We start from the raw sequence: 16597 nt of genomic DNA on the forward strand, positions 1-16597 counted from the left end.
TGATCTGTTTATCGCGCGGGAATTTGCCGTCGTCCACGGCAACGCGGCTCGCGCCGACTGCCGCGCGATAAACAGATCGGCGCGACAGGCAAGACCGTTGATGCAAGCATCTATATCGCCTTTGGGATCTCGGGCGCCGTGCAGCATTTGCAGGGCATCAAGGATTGCCGCCACGTGATTGCAGTGAACCTCGACGCCAGTGCTCCGATAGCAAAACGCGCGAACCTCACGATCATCGGCGACGCGGCCGAAACGATTGCAGCACTGACCGATGCCGCCGCCGCAGCACGCAGCGCACGTGCAAATCCTGGCGCGATGGCTGCGCACGGCAGCAATGTGCCGAACGCAGCAAAGCTGGAAGGAGCGCTCGCATGAACTCCAACGCATCGACGGCGAAACGCGCGGCGCGAATCGCGGTGCTCGTATCGGTTGGCCGTCATCCCGTGAGTGGCACTCAGCGCTATAGCCGCAACGACGCCGCTGCGCTGACCCTCGCCACATCGCTTGCCGCAAGACATCACGCGACGCTCGACGTGATCCACGCCGGCGACCCCACGAACGCGGCGCTGCGCGAATACCTCGCGCTGGGCGCGGCGAAAGTCGAAGTGCTCTCGGTGGCCGAGGGTGATGAAATAGCGCCGTCATTGAGCGTTCGCCTGAAGGGCTACGACCTTATTCTCACCGGCACACGCGCGGAAGGCACGCAGGACAGCGGCATGTTGCCGTATCAACTTGCCGACGCCCTCGACATGCCGTTGCTTGCGTCCGCGGTGGACATCGAGGTCGAAGCGGACCACGTGACGGTCCGGCAATTCCTGCCGAAAGGTTTGCGCCGCCGCGTGCAGGCGAAGCTTCCGGCGCTGATCGCCGTGCATCCGATGGCCAACGCCACGCCGCGCTACGCGTACGCAAAGCTGCGCGAAGGTTCCATCGAAAAGGTGCTGGTGAGCGCCGCCAGCGCGTCGGACAACACGGCTTGGTCCATCAAACCCGCGACCGCGAAACCGGTCCGTCTGGCCGCTGCTGAGAAACGCTCGGGACACGCGCGCATGCTCTCCGCGACGACGACTGAAAGCCGCGGCGGAAGCGTCGTAATTGAAGGGACTTCCGTCGAAAAAGCACAAGTGATCCTGGCGTATTTGCGCGAGCATCAACTCGTGGATTATTGATTTGCCATATGAAATTTCCCGCGCGTTCAAGGTCGCACGGGGCACCAAAACTCGGAGTACACGATGAAAGTTTCCGCTGACGTTCGTGCAATGATCGAACGCCGCAAGAAGGGCCACACGCTCGAAGCGCCGTTCTACGCGAGCGAGGAAATTCACGCACTGGACATGGACGTGATCTTCCGCAAGCACTGGATTCAGGTTGCGGTCGAGCCGGATGTGCCGGAAGCGGGCGACTACATGACAGTGGAACTCGGCAACGATTCCATTTTGATCGTGCGCGACGACGACATGCAGATCCGTGCATTTCATAACGTTTGCCGCCATCGTGGCGCGCGTCTGTGCAGTTCGGAAAAGGGTTCGCTTGGGAATATCGTGTGTCCGTACCATAGCTGGACCTACAACCTGAACGGCGATCTGATGTTCGCCGAGCATATGGGCGAGCAGTTCGACAAATGCAAGCACAGTTTGAAGAAGGTCCATCTCGAGAACCTTGCCGGGCTGATTTTCATCTGCCTCGCAGAAACGCCGCCTGCCGATTTCGCGGTGCTGCGTGCGTCGATGGAACCTTATCTGCTGCCGCATGGTCTTGCCAATTGCAAGGTCGCGGCTTCGATCGACATCATTGAAAAGGGTAACTGGAAGCTCACGATGGAGAACAACCGCGAGTGCTATCACTGCGTCGCGAACCATCCTGAACTGACCATCTCGCTCTACGAATACGGCTTTGGTTATCAACGTTCCGCCGATAATGAAGAAGCAATGGCCGCGTTCGACAAGACCGTTGAAGAGCGCACGAAGCAATGGGAAGCGATGAACCTGCCGTCGAAGGAGATCGATCGACTCGCAGACCTCGTCACTGGCTTTCGTACGCAACGCCTGCCGCTCGATCGCAGCGGCGAGTCGCAGACCATGGACGCCAAGGTTGCATCGACAAAGCTCCTGGGCGGTTTCGAGCAAGCGGATCTCGGCGGCCTGTCGTTCTGGACGCAACCGAACTCATGGCATCACTTCATGAGCGATCACATCGTAAGCTTCTCGGTGATTCCGCTGTCAGCGGGTGAAACGCTCGTGCGCACCAAGTGGCTGGTGAACAAGGATGCGCGCGAAGGTATCGATTACAACGTGGATAACCTCACGGCCGTCTGGCGCGCGACCAACGATCAGGACCGCGCGCTGGTTGAATTTTCGCAGCTCGGCGTGACCAGCAGCGCATATGAGCCGGGTCCTTATTCGCCTTTCACCGAAGGCCTCGTGGAGAAGTTTTGCGAGTGGTATATCGGGCGTCTCGAAGACTACGCGAATACGCCGGATGAAGCGGTCGTGCCGTCTTCGCACGGCGAGAAAGTCGTGTCGTTCAAGCGTTGATTACAACGCGGCACTCAGGTCTTAAGCGGAGAAACAGATGATGCGCGATCAGGCGACGTTCGAGCCCGCCCCGAACCGAGTCACCCAGCCCGAGTTCTGGGGCAAGCTTCCGGCGCGCTGGGACAGCGATACCGACGACACACTCGTCTGCTGCCACGTGCGTCAGGAAACGCATGACGTAAAGAGTTTTTTCTTTCGCGCGCCGAATGAGCGGACCTTTGTTTTCGAACCGGGCCAGTTCATTACGCTTGAACTCGAGATAGACGGCGAGTCGATCAATCGCTGCTACACCATTTCGTCGCCTCCCACACGGCCGCATACCATCTCGATTACGGTGAAGCGCGTGCCGGGCGGAAAGGTTTCGAACTGGCTTCACGATAACCTGCAGACCGGTGGCAAGGTTCGCGTGCTGGGACCCGCCGGTGAATTTACCTGCGCGCGGCATCCGGCGCGCAAGTTTCTGTTTTTATCGGCGGGATCGGGGGTCACGCCTCTGATGTCCATGAGCCGCGCGCATCATGAACTGGGTGAAGATCGTGACATCGTGTTCCTGCATAGCGCCCGCACACCGGACGACATCATTTTTGCACGCGAGCTCGACCTGATCGCGGCGAACCAGGCGAATTTCCGGGCTGCCTTCGTGTGCGAACGCGTCGGCGCGAGAACGAACTGGCCGGGTGTGACCGGTTTCCTGACGTTGCCCTTGCTCAAGCTCATCGCGCCGGACTTCATGGAGCGCGAAATCTTCACGTGTGGTCCGGCGCCGTATATGAAAGCCGTGCGCGATCTCCTGGCGGAAGGCGGCTTCGATATTAAGCATTATCACGAGGAAAGCTTCTCATTCGAGACAATCGCCGAGGTTGCGGCCGAACTCACGACGGCGCATGTCGCCGATGCTTTGCGGTCTCACGAAACGTTCGCCGAAGCACGTGAAACGGCGATCGGCTTCGCGCCGGTGCCCGAATTCGAACCAATCGCCGCGCCCGTTGAAACCACGTTCAAGGTCAGCTTCGCCAAAAGCAATCGCGAGATTGAATGCGGCAGCGGACAACATGTGCTCGATGCGGCGAAGAAATCCGGCGTCCGTCTGCCGGCATCCTGCACTCAGGGCATGTGCGGCACGTGCAAGGTCAAGTTGATTTCCGGCGAAGTGCAGATGAAGCACAACGGCGGCATTCGTCAGCGGGAAATCGATCAGGGCATGGTGCTTTTGTGCTGCAGCAAGCCTCTGACCGATCTTGTTGTAGACAAGTAAGGGTATTCATCAGGACCGGCGACGCACCGGGATAAAACGAGGTCGCATCCGGACAACTGGGTGTCGAAAAAAAACCAGTCGGCGTATTTCTGGCCAGTGATTCTAAAGCCTCAATAGTGTGTACCGCGAAGGGGAGAAGACAATGAAACTGATCAAGAAGCTAGTGGTATTAAGCGCGATGAGCGCAGCGTTGGCCGCAGCCAGTGTGTCCGCCATCGCCGCCGATGCAAAACCGACCATCAAGATCGGTTATGTGGAAGGCTGGGATGACAGCGTGGCGACGTCGAACGTGGCGGCGCAGATCATCGAGAAGAAGCTGGGTTATCCCGTGCAGCTCGTGCCCGTGGCAGCGGGTGTGATGTGGCAGGGCGTGGCGCGCGGCGACCTCGATGCAACCTTGTCGGCATGGTTGCCGGTCACGCACGGCGCGTACTGGGAAAACTTCAAGACGAAGGTCGTCGACGTCGGTGTGAACTTTCCTGATGCGAAGATCGGCTTGATCGTTCCGGAAGATGCGCCGGTCACGAGCCTTACGGACCTCGAAGCGAAGAAAGCGGATTTCGGCGGACGGATCGTGGGCATCGATGCTGGCGCGGGCGTGATGTCGAAGACATCCGAAGCAATCAAGGCCTATAACCTCGACTACACGCTGATGCCAAGCTCGGGCAGTGCGATGACAGCGGAACTGGCGCGTGCCGAGAACGCGAAGAAGCCGATCATCGTGACAGGCTGGAAGCCACACTGGATGTTCGCGAAGTACAAACTGAAGTTCCTTGAAGATCCGAAGAAGGTGTTCGGCGAATCCGAGCACGTGGACAGCGTGATCAATCCGGGACTTGAGACGAAGGCACCGACAGTGGTCGCATTCTTGAAGAAGTTCCAGTGGAAACCGGGTGAGATCGACAGTGTCATGCTCGCGACCACGAACGGCGCAAAACCGGCCGCTGCTGCGGATGCGTGGGTGAACGCACACGCGGACCGTGTGTCGAGCTGGACGAAGTAAATTCGTTCTAACGCTTCAACGAGAAACGCCGCTTGATTCAAGCGGCGTTTTTTATTGGTAGATCGAAACGACTACAGCACGACCGTCCGATCGCCGTTGATAAACACCCGCCGCTCGATAAACGCCTTCACCGCCCGCGCGAGCGTGATGCATTCCACATCGCGTCCGGTCGCAAGCAAGCGCTCCGGCTTGTATGAATGGTCCACGCGTTCGACCACCTGTTCGATGATCGGACCTTCATCCAGATCATCGGTCACGAAATGCGCGGTCGCGCCGATCAGCTTGACGCCACGCGTGTGCGCCTGATGGTAAGGCTTTGCGCCCTTGAATCCGGGCAGAAACGAATGATGGATGTTGATCGCGCGTGCGGCGAGCTTGCGGCTTGTCTCGCCTGAGAGGATCTGCATGTAGCGCGCGAGAATCATCAGCTCGGCGCCGGACGTGTCGAACAGGTCGAGCAAGCGCGCTTCCTGCTGCGGTTTGGTATCGGCGGTGACGGGGAGATGATGAAACGGCAAGCCATGCTGGATTGCAAGCGGTTCAAGGTCACGATGGTTCGACCCGATCCCCACGATATCCATCTTCAGCTCACCCATGCGCCAGCGGAACAGCAAGTCCGCAAGGCAATGCTCAAGCTTCGACACCAAAATCAGCACCTTGGGCCGCGCATCGACGTTATGGATGGCCCAGGTCATCGAAAAACGCTCGGCGATGGGCGCGAATTCCTGCTGCAGCGCGGCGATCTGCAGCGTTTCATCGCGATCCACGCCGTGGAAAACGCAGCGCACGAAAAATCGCTGGCTGAGGTCGTCGTCGAAGACGGTGAGTTCATCGACGTAATAGTTGTGCCGGTCGAGGAAGCCGACCACGGCTGCAACCTGGCCCGCGGCGCTTGGGCAAGCGACCGTGAGCACGAGTCGATGGGGTTGGGCTATAGACGCCATATCGCTGGACATGCGGTTCTCCACTCTGCAAAGGGCAGCGCCGCGAAGGCAGCGCGTGTACTTCGCAGTAGAGCAAACCGCACAGGACTGCGGCTAGAAGTTATGCGCCGTGATGATGGTATCGGAGCGTCAAGCGGGGGTATGGGAAGCCAGGCCGCACTCGGCCAGCAGCCAGTCGCGGAATGCGCAAACTGCCGTTGTTTGTGCGCGCGGTGAGCTGAGCAGATATCCGCCATCGGTCATGACTGGTCTATCGAATAGTTGTACCAGTTGCCCGCTTGCGATGAGTTCGTCCACGAGCGGCGCCCATCCGAGGGCCACGCCCTGGCCCATGATCGCGGCGTGCGCTACGAAGCCGTAGCTGTTGAATGTAATGCCGCGATGCGCGGGCGGCGCGGTCAGCCCGTGCGCTGCGAACCATCCGTGCCATGAAAGCCATCGTTCCGGATTCGTCGGTTCAAGGTGCAACAACGGCCATTCGCTCAGGTCTGATGGTCTTACCGGTTTGCCATGCCGCGCGAGAAACGCGGGGCTGCATACGGGCGTGACCTGTTCCGGAAACAGCTTGAGTGCGCCGCGCCCGGGCCAGTTCATGGCAACGTGGCCGAAGCCGATCACGATATCCGCATGATCGTGCTCCGCCGCCAGGACGTCTTGCGCGGTGGTGATCCTTACATCGACGTCAGGCATGAGCGCCTTGAATTGCGAGAGCCTTGGCATCAACCAGTATGTCGCAAAGCCGAAGTCGGTCAGAAGGTTGAGCGACTGCTGCGAAGGTGCGGCATGACGCGCGCGGATATCGTTCGTGGCGATGCGAATGGTTTCGAGACTCTGGCGCACCGCTTCGAAGAGGCGCACGCCGTCTTCGGTCAACGTCACGCCGCGATGCCCACGCTCGAAGAGCGGCGCGCCGAGATTCTCTTCGAGCTGCACCACGCGCTGGCTGACGGCCGGCTGCGTGGAGCCGAGCTCACGCGCGGCCGCCGTAAAACTGGCGAGACGCGCGGCGGACTCGAACATGGATAACGCCTGCATTGGCGGCAAACGATCCTGTCTCGACATAAGTGCCCCTTATGAGCTCATAACGTTTTGCTCTCTTCACAGCCGCGATTTGAACGGCAATAGTGATACGCGATGCAGTGTGCCAGCGTTCCACCTTCCGATTCTATTCGAGCCTCGCCCCGATGCTTAAGCCAAGACAAAATATCCTCATCCTGATGGCCGACCAGATGACGCCGTTCGCGTTATCGGCCTATGGTCATCATGCGACAAAAACCCCGAACATGGACGCGCTCGCGGCGCGCGGCGTGGTGTTCGATTCCGCCTATTGCGCGAGCCCGCTTTGCGCGCCGTCGCGTTTTTCATTCTTGTCCGGGAAGTTGCCGTCCAACATAGGTGCCTACGATAACGCCGCCGAATTTCCATCGCAAACATTGACGTTCGCGCATTACCTGCGTGCCGAGGGGTACAGGACCGTTCTTTCGGGGAAGATGCATTTCTGCGGTCCCGACCAGTTGCATGGCTTTGAAGAGCGCCTGACCACGGACATCTATCCCGCCGACTTTGGCTGGACGCCGAACTGGGATGACTTCGAGACCCGCCCGAGCTGGTATCACAACATGAGTTCGGTTATTGATGCAGGTCCTTGCGTGCGTACCAACCAGCTCGATTTTGACGATGAAGTCACCTATACCACGCGCCAGAAGCTGTTCGATATAGCGCGTGAGCGGCAAGCCGGCAAAGATGCGCGGCCGTTTTGCGTGGTGGCTTCCCTGACGCATCCGCACGATCCTTACGCGATTCCGCAGAAGTACTGGGACATGTATCGCGATGAAGACATCCAGATGCCTTCGTATCGCGACACGCTGGACGCCGCCGATCCGCATTCAAAGCGCCTTCGCCATGTCTGCGAAACCGACAAGACGCCGCCGACCGATCAGCAGATCCGCAATGCGCGTCACGCGTATTACGGCGCGATTTCTTACGTCGACGCCCAGTTCGGCGCGATCCTCGAAGCGCTCGATCAGTCCGGCATGGCTGATGACACCATCGTCATCGTGACGTCCGATCATGGCGAGATGCTGGGCGAACGCGGCCTTTGGTACAAGATGACGTTCTTCGAGGGCGGTTGCCGCGTGCCGCTGATCGTGCATGCGCCCGGGCAATTCGAGGCGGGTCACGTGAAGGCTTCGGTCTCGCATCTCGACTTGCTGCCAACGCTCGTTGAGCTCGGCCGCGGTTCGGCACGGCCCGCGTGGCCCGACACGCTCGATGGTCAAAGCCTCGTGCCGCATCTTCGCGGCGACTCCGGGGCGCACGATGAAGCCATCGGCGAGTACCTTGCCGAAGGCGCGATTGCGCCCATCGTCATGTTGCGTCGCGGCGATTTCAAGTTCATCCATACGCCGGCCGACCCCGACCAGCTCTTCAACGTCACTGCCGATCCGCTGGAACGAACGAACCTCGCGACGCATCCGGAACATGCGGAGCGGGTCGCTGCGTTCGTCAAGGAAATCGCGCAGCGTTGGGACCTGGTAAAGCTGCGGGAGGAAGTCGTACAGAGCCAGCGCCGCCGTCAATTCCATTTCGACGCCACCACGCAGGGCGTGATCGAGTCGTGGGACTGGCAGCCGTCAGTCGATGCCAGCCAGCGTTACATGCGCAATCACATCGACCTGGACACGCTCGAAGCGATGGCACGTTTCCCCGCTGTCAAAAAATAAACAAGTGCTCGCATAAAAACACACCCACAGGAAGCCACCATGAAAAAGCCCTTCAAACAAGCATTATTCTGCATCGCAGCGCTATGCGTATCCGTCGGATCGGTGATTGCGGCCGAGCCTCAAAGCTGCTTGCAGGTGAGGATGGCGGACCCGGGCTGGACCGATATCGATGCAACCAACGCCATGGCCGGCGTCGTGCTGAAGGCATTGGGCTACAAGCAGACCGTGTCGAATCTCTCGGTGCCGATCACCTACCAGGGTTTGAAGAAAGGGCAGATCGACGCGTTCCTGGGCAACTGGATGCCTGCGCAAGCACCGATGGTCAAACCTTTCGTCGATGAAAAATCGATCGAGGTCGTGCATCCGAACCTGACCAACGCCAAGTTCACACTCGCGGTTCCCGACTATGTGGCAGCGGCCGGCGTCCATACGTTCGCCGATTTGCAGAAGAACGCGGACAAGTTCGAAAGCAAGATCTACGGCATTGAACCGGGTGCGCCGGCGAACCAGAACATCAAGAAGATGGTCGATGAAAAGGCTTTCGGACTCAACGGCTGGAAGCTCGTCGAGTCGAGCGAGACCGGCATGCTCACGCAAGTCGAACGCGCTGTCCGCGAGAAGAAATGGATCGTGTTCCTCGCATGGGAACCGCATCTGATGAACACGAAGTTCCATCTCACTTACCTTGATGGCGGCGACAAATACTTCGGTCCGAACTTCGGCGGCGCGACGGTAAACACAGTTGCACGGACCGGGTATATCGGCGAATGCCCTAACGTTGGACGCCTCTTGAAGCAGATGACCTTCAACGTCGACCTCGAGAACGGGATCATCACGGACGTGCTGGAAAACAAGACCAACATTGACACCGCTGCCACAGCGGCGCTCAAGCGCAATCCCGATGTCGTGAAGGGCTGGCTCGATGGCGTGACCACCGCCGCAGGCGGAAATGGTTTGCAAGCCGTACAAACCGCGCTTGGCTCCAAATAACAACACACGTCGCACATAGGCAGGTTTGCGTCGCAAACCGTCGAGCCCCGGTAAATATGGACTCGTACTTTTGCATGGCTGGTTCCTGCATCGGAAAGTACCGCAGCAGGCGCCGGCGTCACAAGCTTCAGATCACCGTACCAAGCCAGTCTCTGCAATAAAAATCGAGCGGAAAGCGTTGCGCGGCGCCGGCTTTCGTGGCGGCTTCGCTGGAGCAGCGCGGGACACGCTTTATCCAACGAACGAGCAAACACGGGTATCAGGGAGAATCAACGATGAAGAAGCGAAATGCCGCAAAGCTGGCGGCCCTTGCATTGAGCGCAAGCGCCGTATCCGCACCCGCCGTGGTCCACGCGCAAGGCAGCGTGACCCTGTACGGCATTCTGGATGCGGGTATCACCTACGTGAACAACACGGGCGGTTCGCACGCCTTCAGGTTCGAGGACGGCATCTCGTACGGCAACCGGCTGGGCTTCAAGGGCGTTGAAGATCTCGGCGGCGGATTGAAGGCGATTTTCGCACTTGAATCAGGTTTTCATATCGGCACCGGCAAATACGCGTTTGGTGGCGCCGAGTTCGGACGCCAGGCATACGTTGGCTTGCAGAGCCAGTGGGGGACAATATCGCTGGGTAACCAGCTCGACATGACCAACGAGTTCATGGAGGGCTACAACATTTCCTCGTTCGCGAGCGGCTACGCGATCCACCAGGGCGACTTCGACCGGATGAACGGCGACCGTTTGCCGAACGCGATCAAGTACATGTCGCCCAATATCAGCGGCCTCACATTTGGCGGCATGTATTCGTTCGGCAATGTGTCGGGAAACTTTCATCAGCAAAGCGCGTACAGCGCGGGCGCGCATTATGCGCACGGCGATTTCACCATTGGCACGGCCTATACACGCCTGAACAACCCGAACGGCATCTACGCATTCGATCCCTACGCGATGATCGGCACGAAGACCTTCCTCGGCCAGACCGTTGCGACCGTGGACCCGGCGACCGGCGCGGTCAACGACCTGTTCAGCAGCACTCCCCTTGCCGTCGATAGCCAGGCGACTTACGGCATCGGTTCGTCGTATGCGTTCGGAAACCTGATGCTGCTCGGCAACTATACGTACACGACCATCAAGGGTTTTGGACAGTCATCGCACATGCATGTGGGCGAAGGCGGTGCGTCCTATAACTTCACGCCGGCGCTTATTCTTTACGGCGGTTATCAGTTCACGGCTTTCGAAGGACACAAGTGGAACATGGGTTCGCTTGCGCTGCATTACCTCTTGTCCAAGCGTACCGATCTTTACATCTCGGGCGACTATCTGAGGGCATCGAACGGAGTGGATGCGGTCATTGGCTATAGCTTCACGCCATCGACATCGAATACGCAAAGCGACGTTCGTATCGGCTTGCGTCACTCGTTCTAGATCGATCAAGCCAGCGCGGCGGTATCCTGAAGCGGGACCGCCGCGCGTGGCGAAGCGCGGTCCTGTCGCGGGCTTGAACCAAAGCGCGTGCGATAAGTGCGCGAGAAATGCGATGGTGATTCGAAGCCGCACGCCACGCAAACCGTCGTGATCGACATATCGGTTTGCTGCAGCAACTCCCGGGCACGCGCCAGGCGCAGCCCGAGATAAAAATGTGTCGGTGTGTCTTTCAGCGCCGAGCAGAAGAGGCGTTCGAGCTGACGCCGCGTCACACCGATTTCCTCTGCCAGTGCATCTGGCGACAGTGGTTCCTCCATGTGCTGTTCCATCACGCCGATTACTTGAATCAGCTTGCGATTGTGGATGCCGTAGCGCGCCGCGATCTCCATGCGCTGATGATCCGAACGCTGCCGGATACGGCCGAGCACGAATTGCTCGGACACCTGCGCGGCGAGTTCCGCGCCGTGGCGGCGGCCGATCAGATCCAGCATCAAATCGATGGAAGCGGTGCCGCCCGCGCACGTGATGCGCCGTGCATCGATTTCGAACAGCTCCTGGCTTACCGCCAGCGATGGATAGCGTTCCTGAAACGCCGATGCCGCTTCCCAGTGCAAGGTCACGCGTTCGTGCTGAAGGAGGCCGGCTTCGGCGAGGATGAAGCTGCCTGTATCGATACCGCCGAGCGTTGTGCCTGCGCGGTCCAACTTGCGGAGCCATTCGGCGAGTTCGCGGGAGTATTGGTCGAGCGGGTTGAACCCGGCGACCACGATCACGTTCTGAGCTGATTTGACGTCGGCGAGGGCGCATTCGGCGTTCAGGGAGATGCCGTTGCTGGCGCAGACCGGGCCGCCGTCGATGCTTAGAATATGCCAGCGATACAGTTCGCCGCGAAAGCGGTTTGCCACGCGCAGCGGTTCGATCGCCGACATGAAGCCGATGGAGGAAAACTCCGGTAGCAGCAGGAAGTGAAAGTTTTCGGTCGGTGGCATCGAGGGTGGGTTTTTTTCCGGTCTGACCGGGGAAGGTAGCAAGTGGAAATTGCTGGCGCAATGGGGAGGTTTCCGGAGGGCGGGGCGGGGCGGGGCGGGGTTTCTCGGGGCTGGGTCGGGGTTGGGTCGGGGTTGAGGCCGGGTTGCTGCTTTTTAGGCTACCGCGCGTTCGTTGCTATCTGATTTTTTTAGCACTATTAGCCACTGTCCGTGGCGGGACTTCATTTCTTTTTCCAACGGCGAAAAAGAAACGAAGCAAAGAAAACGCCTTCCAACCGCTAATTCTTAAGTGTCCCGAGCGTGCACGTACAACTGTTTGGTACTTCAGAAGAACGCTCGACGCCATAACCACGAACAGTTGAAACCCTCCCCCTCCGTCAACAGATACCCACACGCTTCGCCACCAGTAATTGTGGCAGTCAATACGGAAACCTGGCCCAAGTAAACAACGGGTTGAGCACGTGACGGCGCTACAGCATCCTGAACTTGCCGAGACATCGCCACCGGTGGTCTCAGGCTCGCGCGGGCACAACGGAACCAGTACAGCCAAGCTCGTCGTTTGGGCGTCAGCGCGCGCAGCGCGGAAGCCTCATTAACGGATTCCCACACTGGTGGCGAAGCGTGTGGGTTGCCGATTACGGAGGGGGAGGGTTTCAAGTGTTCTGAACTCCGGCGTCGAGCGTTCTTGTGAAGTACCAAACAGTTGTCACTGCACGCTCGGGACACTTATGTGCCGTCGGTGGAGAGGCGTTTTCTTTGCTTCGTTTCTTTTTCGCCGTTGGAAAAAGAAATGAAGTCCCGCCACGGACAGTGGCTAAAAGTGCTAAAAAAATCAGATAGCAATGAACGCGCGGTAGCCTGAAGAGCAGCAACCCGGCATAGACCCCGCCCCGCCCCCGCCAACCCCGCCCCCCCAAAAAAACAGTGCGAACGCCCCCCCTTGGTCGCACATGGTCAAAACCCGGTCGCAACCGGTCGCCTCAGCGGTATTCTGCGGCAGTACCTTTACCCACGGTCAGTTGGGACCGAACCGAACCCGCCCAGTCCAACCAGAACCCATCGGAACAGAAATCCATGCCCACCTATCCGGCCACGAAAAAGCTGTTCGCCTGCCTGTTTCTCGCGCTGACTTCATTCGGTGCCTCCGCCCAGAGCAAGGAAGACGCAACCTGCCACACGGTCCGTTTCGTCGATATCGGTTGGACCGACATCACGTCGACCACCGCGCTGGCATCGGTGGTATTCGAAGGCCTGGGCTACAACCCCAAAGTCACCGTCGCCTCGGTCCCCATCTCGCTGGCAGGCCTCAAAAGCAAGCAGATCGATGTATCGCTCGGATACTGGTGGCCAGTGCAGGAAAAGGTGGTACAGCCGTTCATCGATTCGAAAGCCATCGACAAACTCGATCCGCCCAATCTCTCCGGCGCAAAAGCCACGCTCGCCGTGCCTAGCTATGAATACGACGCGGGCCTGAAGACGTTCCAGGATATCGCGAAGCATAAGGATGAACTCGACGGCAAGATCTACGGCATCGAACCGGGCAGCAGCGCGAACGCGCAAATCCAGAAGATGATCGATACCAACCAGTTCGGACTCGGCGGTTTCAAGCTCGTGCAATCGAGCGAAGCGGGCATGCTGGTCACGGTCGATCGCGCAGTCCGCGACAAGAAATGGGTCGTGTTCGTCGGCTGGGAACCGCATCCCATGAACATCCAGGTCAAGATGAATTACCTCGCCGGCGGCGACGAAGTCTTCGGTCCGAACTACGGCGAAGCGCGCGTCTACACGCTGACGAACCCTGACTTCCTGACGCGTTGCCCGAACGCCGGAAAGCTCGTATCGAATCTTCGCTTCACAACGCAACTCGAGAACCAGTTGATGATTCCCGTCATGGCGAAAGAGCGCCCGACCGACGCGGCAAAGGCTTATCTGAAGAAAAATCCGCAAGTGCTCGACGCATGGCTTGCGGGCGTGAAGACAGTGGACGGCAAGGATGGCTTGCCGGCAGTCAAGCAATATCTTGGCCTTTGAAAGGACGGCGTGACATGAACTACGAAGTAATCGTGACGTGCGCGGTAACGGGCGCAGGTGACACCACCGGCAAACATCCGGCGATTCCGGTCACACCGAAACAGATCGCGGAAGCGGCGATCGAAGCCGCGCATGCAGGCGCAACAGTCGCGCACTGTCACGTCCGCGATCCGAAAACGGGGCGCGGCAGCCGCGATCCGGCGTTGTATCGCGAAGTCGTGGACCGCATCCGGTCATCGGACGTGGACGTGATCATCAACCTCACGGCCGGTATGGGCGGCGATCTGGAAATCGGCGCAGGCGAGTCGCCGATGGAATTCGGCGCCGCCACGGATCTCGTCGGTGGATTGACGCGCCTCGCGCACGTGGAAGAGTTGCTGCCGGAGATCTGCACGCTCGACTGCGGCACGCTCAATTTCGGCGACGGCGACACCATTTATGTTTCGACGCCCGCGCAACTTCGGGCGGGTGCAAGACGCATCCAGGAACTGGGTGTGAAGCCCGAACTCGAGATCTTCGATACCGGCCATCTCTGGTTCGCGAAGCAAATGCAAAAGGAAGGGCTGCTCGACGACGCCCCTTTGTTCCAGCTTTGCATGGGCATTCCATGGGGTGCGCCGGCCGACGTCGGCACGCTCAAGTCGATGGTCGACAACATGCCGGCGGGCGCGCAGTGGGCGGGCTTTGGTATCGGCCGGATGCAGATGCCGATGGTCGCCCAAGCAATGCTTCTAGGCGGTCATGTTCGCGTCGGACTGGAAGACAACTTGTATCTGGATCGTGGTGTGCACGCGAGCAACGGGACGCTCGTACAGCGCGCGGTTGAGATCATTGAACGGCTGGGTGGGCGTGCGCTGACGCCTGCCGAAGGCCGCAAGAAACTCAAGCTCCCCGCACGCGGCGAACGTTTGCTCGATCGTCGCAAGATCGAGCAGTTTGCTTGAATTCAGATTACTAAGGAATCCAGTATATGCAAGTGAAGACGTTTGCTGCGTTGGGCGTTGGCGTGATCGGAAGCGGATGGGTATCGAGGGCACTGGCGCACGGACTTGACGTGGTTGCGTGGGACCCGGCGCCGGGCGCCGAGGAGCAGTTGAGAAAGAATGTGGCCAATGCCTGGCCCGCACTTGAGCGGGTCGGGCTTGCCGAAGGGGCATCGAAGGGACGGTTGCGGTTTTTCGAGACGGTCGAGGAATGTGTCGCCGACGCCGACTTCATCCAGGAAAGCGCGCCCGAGCGCGAAGACCTGAAACTGAGCCTTCACGAGCGCGTTACGAAGGCGGCCAAGCCTGAAGCGATCATTGCTTCGTCAACATCAGGCTTGCTGCCAACGGACTTCTACGCGAGGGCAAAGGACCCGTCGCGCTGCATCGTCGGCCATCCGTTCAATCCGGTTTATCTATTGCCGCTCGTTGAAGTTTTGGGCGGCGAACAGACGTCTGAAGAAACGTTGAAAGCGGCATCGACTTTTTATGAATCCATCGGCATGCGCCCGTTGCGCGTGAGGAAGGAAGTGCCGGGGTTCATTGCGGACCGGCTGCTTGAGGCGCTGTGGCGCGAAGCGCTGCATCTGGTGAACGAAGGCGTGGCGACGACCGGTGAAATCGATGACGCCATTCGTTTTGGCGCCGGCATCCGCTGGTCGTTCATGGGCACGTTCCTGACCTATACGCTTGCGGGTGGAGAGGCCGGCATGCGCCATTTCATGCAGCAATTCGGACCGGCGCTAGAATTGCCGTGGACCAAACTGGTTGCACCCAAGCTGACGGATGAACTCATCGACCGCGTGGTGGAAGGCACGACCGAGCAGCAAGGTTCGCATTCGATCAAGCAACTGGAGCGTTATCGCGATGACTGCATCACGAGCGTCCTCACTGCGATAGCCGAAGCGAAATCGCGCCACGGCATCACGGACTAAGCGGCCATCAATGGAAAACTGCACTATCCATCGCGACACGGTGAGGCCCGAGTGGGTCGACTACAACGGACATTTGCGTGACGCGTTCTACATGCTGATCTTCAGCCTCGCCACCGATGCGTTCATGGACCGCATCGGTCTGGATGAAGCGGGCCGTGCAGCCCGTGGCCGCTCGCTGTTCACACTCGAGGCGCACATCAATTATCTGCATGAGATCAAGGAAGGCGCGGCGGTTCGCGTGGAGGCATCGGTGCTTGCATTCGATGCCAAGCGCGTCCACCTCTACATGGAGATGTTCGAAGGCGAGGGCGCCGAGCCCGTCTCGGCGAGTGAGCAGATGCTGCTGCACGTCGACATGACGAACGGCGCGAAGTCGGCAGTCTTCGATACGGAAGTTGCCGCCCGTATCGAAGAGATGCATGCCGGGTCGATCAAGGAGGCGCGTTACGCCGGGCGCGTGATCGGCTTGCCTTCCAGATCCCGTTCGCCCGCTGGAACCAAACCCGCGTGAGCGCGCCAGGTCCGCAGCAACAATGCGTTCGTCACTACGCTTACACTTGAGAACGCCATCGCGGCACCGGCGAGCATCGGGTTGAGCAGGCCGAATGCGGCGAGTGGAATGCCGATCAGGTTGTACACGAACGCCCAGAACAGGTTCTGCTGGATCTTGCGATACGTGCGCCGCGCGATATCGATAGCGTCCGCCACCAGCGCCGGGTCACCGCGCATCAGCGTGATACCGGCACCGATGTCGCCATGGAAGCCGCCGGTATCACGCTGATGCGA

General features: G+C 59.4%; 14 protein-coding genes and 2 pseudogenes. 12 read left to right on the top strand and 4 right to left on the bottom strand.

All coding sequences use genetic code 11. The features are described from left to right. Positions 1–54: 54 nt before the first annotated feature. The 5 genes and pseudogenes from ACRXB1_RS13155 to ACRXB1_RS13175 form a co-directional block, all read left to right on the top strand. Positions 55–375, top strand: a pseudogene (locus ACRXB1_RS13155) (FAD-binding protein); the annotation flags it as partial. Next, positions 372–1169, top strand: a complete 798-nt coding sequence (locus tag ACRXB1_RS13160) for an electron transfer flavoprotein subunit beta/FixA family protein (protein ID WP_449492242.1) — start codon at positions 372–374, stop codon at positions 1167–1169. The pseudogene ACRXB1_RS13155 and the gene ACRXB1_RS13160, both read left to right, overlap by 4 nt. 63 nt (positions 1170–1232) lie before the next feature. Beyond that, positions 1233–2534: an aromatic ring-hydroxylating oxygenase subunit alpha gene (locus tag ACRXB1_RS13165; protein WP_062171990.1), complete on the top strand. Its 1302-nt coding sequence runs from the start codon at positions 1233–1235 to the stop codon at positions 2532–2534. Between the two features lie 37 nt (positions 2535–2571). Then, positions 2572–3789: an FAD-binding oxidoreductase gene (locus ACRXB1_RS13170; protein WP_449492243.1), complete on the top strand. Its 1218-nt coding sequence runs from the start codon at positions 2572–2574 to the stop codon at positions 3787–3789. Between the two features lie 142 nt (positions 3790–3931). Continuing rightward, on the top strand, positions 3932–4792 hold the full coding sequence (locus tag ACRXB1_RS13175; protein ID WP_062003767.1) for a glycine betaine ABC transporter substrate-binding protein: 861 nt from the start codon (positions 3932–3934) through the stop codon (positions 4790–4792). Between the two features lie 71 nt (positions 4793–4863). On the opposite strand, the gene purU is transcribed toward ACRXB1_RS13175, so the two are convergent. Then, positions 4864–5736 (bottom strand): formyltetrahydrofolate deformylase, encoded by an 873-nt coding sequence (gene purU, locus ACRXB1_RS13180; protein ID WP_062172605.1) that lies wholly within the window; start codon positions 5734–5736, stop codon positions 4864–4866. Positions 5737–5865: 129 nt separating this feature from the next. Further along, positions 5866–6798 carry a choline sulfate utilization transcriptional regulator gene (locus ACRXB1_RS13185; RefSeq protein WP_449492244.1) on the bottom strand — a complete coding sequence of 311 codons (933 nt, stop codon included), beginning with the start codon at positions 6796–6798 and terminating at the stop codon, positions 5866–5868. 122 nt (positions 6799–6920) lie between these two features. On the opposite strand from ACRXB1_RS13185, the gene betC reads away from it, so the two are divergent. From betC to ACRXB1_RS13200, 3 genes are all read left to right on the top strand, one after another. Further along, the gene (gene betC / locus ACRXB1_RS13190) at positions 6921–8459 is read left to right on the top strand and encodes a choline-sulfatase (RefSeq protein ID WP_449492245.1); all 1539 of its coding nucleotides are present in this window, start codon (positions 6921–6923) and stop codon (positions 8457–8459) included. A gap of 39 nt (positions 8460–8498) precedes the next feature. After that, positions 8499–9449, top strand: coding sequence for a choline ABC transporter substrate-binding protein (locus ACRXB1_RS13195; RefSeq protein ID WP_449492246.1), 951 nt, complete (start codon positions 8499–8501; stop codon positions 9447–9449). Positions 9450–9724: 275 nt separating this feature from the next. After that, entirely contained in the window at positions 9725–10873 is a 1149-nt protein-coding gene (locus ACRXB1_RS13200) for a porin (protein ID WP_062172004.1), read from the top strand. 5 nt (positions 10874–10878) lie between these two features. Here the strand turns inward: ACRXB1_RS13200 and ACRXB1_RS13205 are convergent, their stop codons facing one another. After that, positions 10879–11862, bottom strand: a complete 984-nt coding sequence (locus tag ACRXB1_RS13205; RefSeq protein WP_062003585.1) for a GlxA family transcriptional regulator — start codon at positions 11860–11862, stop codon at positions 10879–10881. 1074 nt (positions 11863–12936) lie between these two features. On the opposite strand from ACRXB1_RS13205, the gene ACRXB1_RS13210 reads away from it, so the two are divergent. Genes ACRXB1_RS13210 through ACRXB1_RS13225 form a run of 4 tightly spaced genes read left to right on the top strand, consistent with a single transcriptional unit; the run spans position 12937 to position 16322 of the window. After that, positions 12937–13893: a choline ABC transporter substrate-binding protein gene (locus tag ACRXB1_RS13210; RefSeq protein ID WP_375508573.1), complete on the top strand. Its 957-nt coding sequence runs from the start codon at positions 12937–12939 to the stop codon at positions 13891–13893. Between the two features lie 14 nt (positions 13894–13907). After that, entirely contained in the window at positions 13908–14837 is a 930-nt protein-coding gene (locus ACRXB1_RS13215) for a BKACE family enzyme (RefSeq protein WP_062172012.1), read from the top strand. Positions 14838–14863: 26 nt separating this feature from the next. Continuing rightward, complete coding sequence (locus tag ACRXB1_RS13220) at positions 14864–15811, top strand: L-carnitine dehydrogenase (protein WP_449492247.1); 948 nt, start codon at positions 14864–14866, stop codon at positions 15809–15811. A 10-nt stretch (positions 15812–15821) separates the two neighbouring features. After that, entirely contained in the window at positions 15822–16322 is a 501-nt protein-coding gene (locus tag ACRXB1_RS13225) for a thioesterase family protein (protein WP_062003589.1), read from the top strand. Here ACRXB1_RS13225 and ACRXB1_RS13230 read toward each other — a convergent pair. After that, a pseudogene (locus tag ACRXB1_RS13230) lies at positions 16256–16597 on the bottom strand (hypothetical protein); the annotation flags it as partial. The gene ACRXB1_RS13225 and the pseudogene ACRXB1_RS13230 overlap by 67 nt on opposite strands.

The sequence above is a fragment of the Caballeronia sp. M23-90 genome, assembly GCF_053574605.1.

Excerpts from the sequence above, each read along its gene's own strand:
- ACRXB1_RS13160 (WP_449492242.1), top strand. The coding sequence starts at position 372 with ATGAACTCCAACGCATCGACGGCGAAACGCGCGGCGCGAATCGCGGTG.
- ACRXB1_RS13165 (WP_062171990.1), top strand. The coding sequence starts at position 1,233 with ATGAAAGTTTCCGCTGACGTTCGTGCAATGATCGAACGCCGCAAGAAG.
- ACRXB1_RS13170 (WP_449492243.1), top strand. The coding sequence starts at position 2,572 with ATGATGCGCGATCAGGCGACGTTCGAGCCCGCCCCGAACCGAGTCACC.
- ACRXB1_RS13175 (WP_062003767.1), top strand. The coding sequence starts at position 3,932 with ATGAAACTGATCAAGAAGCTAGTGGTATTAAGCGCGATGAGCGCAGCG.
- purU (WP_062172605.1), bottom strand. The coding sequence starts at position 5,736 with ATGGCGTCTATAGCCCAACCCCATCGACTCGTGCTCACGGTCGCTTGC.
- ACRXB1_RS13185 (WP_449492244.1), bottom strand. The coding sequence starts at position 6,798 with ATGTCGAGACAGGATCGTTTGCCGCCAATGCAGGCGTTATCCATGTTC.
- betC (WP_449492245.1), top strand. The coding sequence starts at position 6,921 with ATGCTTAAGCCAAGACAAAATATCCTCATCCTGATGGCCGACCAGATG.
- ACRXB1_RS13195 (WP_449492246.1), top strand. The coding sequence starts at position 8,499 with ATGAAAAAGCCCTTCAAACAAGCATTATTCTGCATCGCAGCGCTATGC.
- ACRXB1_RS13200 (WP_062172004.1), top strand. The coding sequence starts at position 9,725 with ATGAAGAAGCGAAATGCCGCAAAGCTGGCGGCCCTTGCATTGAGCGCA.
- ACRXB1_RS13205 (WP_062003585.1), bottom strand. The coding sequence starts at position 11,862 with ATGCCACCGACCGAAAACTTTCACTTCCTGCTGCTACCGGAGTTTTCC.
- ACRXB1_RS13210 (WP_375508573.1), top strand. The coding sequence starts at position 12,937 with ATGCCCACCTATCCGGCCACGAAAAAGCTGTTCGCCTGCCTGTTTCTC.
- ACRXB1_RS13215 (WP_062172012.1), top strand. The coding sequence starts at position 13,908 with ATGAACTACGAAGTAATCGTGACGTGCGCGGTAACGGGCGCAGGTGAC.
- ACRXB1_RS13220 (WP_449492247.1), top strand. The coding sequence starts at position 14,864 with ATGCAAGTGAAGACGTTTGCTGCGTTGGGCGTTGGCGTGATCGGAAGC.
- ACRXB1_RS13225 (WP_062003589.1), top strand. The coding sequence starts at position 15,822 with ATGGAAAACTGCACTATCCATCGCGACACGGTGAGGCCCGAGTGGGTC.